This is a genomic window from Arsukibacterium sp., assembly GCF_033722355.1.
Classification (GTDB): domain Bacteria; phylum Pseudomonadota; class Gammaproteobacteria; order Enterobacterales; family Alteromonadaceae; genus Alishewanella.
Map to the genome: position 1 here is coordinate 1 of NZ_JAWVZF010000227.1, position 3,249 is coordinate 3,249.

3 protein-coding genes and 1 pseudogene are annotated in these 3,249 nt (G+C 50.5%); all 4 read left to right on the forward strand.

Annotated elements, in window-relative coordinates:
* Positions 1 to 251: ChaB family protein (locus tag R3177_RS14050; RefSeq protein WP_318971637.1), on the forward strand; the 251-nt coding region annotated here is incomplete at its 5' end.
* Between the two features lie 37 nt (positions 252 to 288).
* A complete protein-coding gene (gene pip, locus R3177_RS14055; RefSeq protein WP_318971638.1) occupies positions 289 to 1,197 on the forward strand; it encodes a prolyl aminopeptidase in 909 nt (302 codons plus the stop codon).
* A gap of 5 nt (positions 1,198 to 1,202) precedes the next feature.
* Positions 1,203 to 1,985, forward strand: coding sequence for a TVP38/TMEM64 family protein (locus R3177_RS14060; RefSeq protein WP_318971639.1), 783 nt, complete (start codon positions 1,203 to 1,205; stop codon positions 1,983 to 1,985).
* Positions 1,982 to 3,249 (forward strand): annotated as a pseudogene (locus R3177_RS14065) (hypothetical protein); the annotation flags it as partial. The gene R3177_RS14060 and the pseudogene R3177_RS14065, both read left to right, overlap by 4 nt.

The following is a 3,249-nucleotide window of genomic DNA, read 5'->3' on the forward strand; positions in this document are numbered from 1 at the left end:
CAGCAGGCAGCAGGAGGACAACCATGCCATATGATAACCGGAATGAATTGCCGGATGCCGTAAAAAATGCGTTACCTGACAAGGCCCAGCAGATCTATCTTGACGCTTTTAACAGTGCCTGGCAGGACTACAAAGACCCCGATGACCGCGACGGTGATGATAGCCGCGAAGAAGTCGCCCACAAGGTAGCCTGGTCTGCAGTAAAGCAGCGTTATCGCAAAAATGATGCTGGCGACTGGGTCGAAAAGTAAGAGGTCAAAAATAACCCGCTGTAGGAGGAAACTACAGATGCCTTATCTTAATGTTGGCGATGGCCATCAGCTGCATTATCAGATCCAGGGGGATATTCGCAGTGCCACCCCGCTGTTGTTTGTCCATGGCGGGCCGGGTGCTGGTGTGCGTTCTGCTGATAAAGACCTGTTTGCCGGGCTGCGCCGGCCAGTCATTTTTTTTGATCAGCGTGGTTGTGGTCTGAGCAAATACAATGAAAGGTTACAAGCCAACACCACCGTTGAACTGCTTGCAGATATAGAGCAATTACGTCAGGCACTGACGATCGAGCAACTGATGCTGGTCGGTGGCAGTTGGGGCAGCACCCTCAGCTTGCTATATGCTATCCGTCACCCGGAGCGGGTGGTAAGAATGGTGCTGTGGGGCATATTTTTATGCCGGCAGCAGGAACTGGACTGGTTTTATCTGCAAGGTGCAAATCAGCTGTACCCGGATGAATATCAGAAGTTTATTTCGATTGTCGACCAGCCCAACAGACCCGTTGAAGCCTATTTCCGGTTGCTTAACACCGGCAATACTCAGCAGCAGCAAACGGCAGCGATGAGCTGGGCCAGATGGGAAGCCGTTAATTCATTTCTAACGCCTGACCAGCAAAAAATTGCTGAATTCTGCGAACTGACAACCAGTTTGCCAATGGCACAATTAGCTAGTTATTACTTTGATAATCATGGTTTTATAGAAGATGATTATATTCTGCGCCATGCCGGCAAACTCGAGGACATTACCACAGATATCGTCCAGGGCCGCTATGACACCATTTGTCCCTGTGCTTCAGCCTGGCAGCTGGCCGCAGCGCTGAAGCAGGCCCGTCTGACGATTACACCCCATGCAGCCCATGATGCCAGTGAACCCGAAAACTTTGCCAGGCTAAGGACTATACTTAAATCGATTGAGCCTGAGGAGTAACCTGTTTGAAACCGGTATCAAATGAGCAACCGACAGTAGCAGCACAGCAAACAAAGGGAACTAAAGCCGCCTTACTCGGTATTGCCGGCAGTGTACTATTTGTGGCTGTTGTGCTGACAGTACTGGTGTATTTCGGGGTGCACACTGAAGTACTGAAATTACTGCAATGGTTTAAGCAGCAAGGCGCCTGGGCACCACTGTTATTTATCCTGATTATGGCCGCGGTTGTGGTATTACTGCTACCCGGGGCCCTGTTTACCATAGGTGCCGGCTTTGTATTTGGGGTGGTTGAAGGCTCGGTCTATGTGGTACTGGGTACTACGCTGGGTGCCACTATCGCCTTTTTACTGGCCCGTTACACGTTCGGTCATCGCGCCAGGCAATTCATCAGGGCACGGGCAAAGTTAAAACTGGTTAATGACGAACTGAGCAAAAATGACTGGAAAATTGTCCTGCTTACCCGCTTAATCCCGTTTTTCCCAAGCAAAATTTCTAATTACTTCTTTGGTTTAACGCAATTTTCTCTGTTTGGTTATATTGCTGGTTCACTGATCGGATTTATTCCTTTTACGGTGCATAACGTCTATCTGGGTTCGCTGGTTGCTGATATCACAACAATTGAATTTGGCCAGCAACAGCGCACCGGCTGGGAGTGGGTCCTGTATCTTGGCGGCTTTATAGCAGCGGTCGCTGCGGTGATTTATCTGAACCGGCTGGCTAACCGGGCGCTGACCAGATACACCGGACAGCATAACGTAAAAGATACTGATAAGGAGCCTTCGGCATGACGTGGTTAAAATGGTTGCCCTGGCGGTATGTGGTGCGCTATGTCGCTCACAAACATGGTTTTATTGATCCGGTAGCCTTACTGGCTAAGCTGCATAATTTTGCCCAGCCCTCGGAAGTCGGAGAGCCGATTGAGCTGCTGCGGGCCGGCGTGGTATTTCACGCACGTGGGCTGATTAACAGCAGGGTTATTCAGCACAATCTGGATTGGGTCTGGCCATACTGGATTGAACGGCAGTTTGACCCCTGTGATAAGTCTTTTATTCCCCGGGCATTTTCAATTACCCATATTAATCTGACCCACCGTAACTGGACAGCCATTGGTTATCCGGATTGTCCTGAACTGCCCATTGTTGACCCGCGCGGTCTGCTGACACCGTTTCTCGACAGCTGGTCTCTGGATGGCTGGATCATGTCTGAGCAGGGAGACTGTCTGCTGCCATCACGTGCTGAAGACAGCCAGCAGCAACTGACCGTTGGCGGCGATATCAGTATCTGTACTACAAGCCGTCAGCAGGGCATGACACTGCAAAATAAGGCCTGGGTAGCACTGGAAGATGGTGTGCCGGTGCTGAAAATGCAACTGAAAGCCAAAGTGGATAAACCGGGTTATCTGGTATTGGCACTGCGCCCACAAAACCCGGAAGGCGTAAGTTTTATTCATAAAGTGGCCCTGAATGAACAACATAACCAATGGCTGGTCGATGACGCTAAACGGATTTATTTTAATCGTCCGGCTGACCGGTATCATGTTTCGGCATATAAACAAGGGGATGTTTATATTCATCTGGCTGATGCTGAACAACAGGCCGAAGGTAAATGTGATGTCGGGATGGTAACGGCAGCTGTTCTGTTTAAACTACCGGATCAAGGCTGGCATGAAGTCGAAGTGTCAGTGCCACTTACCTCTGGCGCTCAGCCACAATTGCAGGCCGGGGCCTGGCAGAAAGAGCAGCAAAAATGCTGCAAGCTGCAGTGTCCCGAACCGCATTATCAGTTCTTGTATGATGCGGCAATCAATTCACTGATCCTGCACTCTCCGGAAGATGTTTATCCCGGCCCTTATACCTACAAGCGCTTCTGGTTCAGAGATGCCGCCTTTATTATCCATGCCTTACTATGTGCCGGCCTGACGGAGCGCGCCGCCCGCGCCTTACAGCAGTTTCCGGCCAGACAGACGTTACTGGGCTATTTCCGTTCGCAGGAAGGGGAGTGGGATGCTAACGGTGAGGTGTTATGGATCCTGCAACGTTATGTCGAACTTAC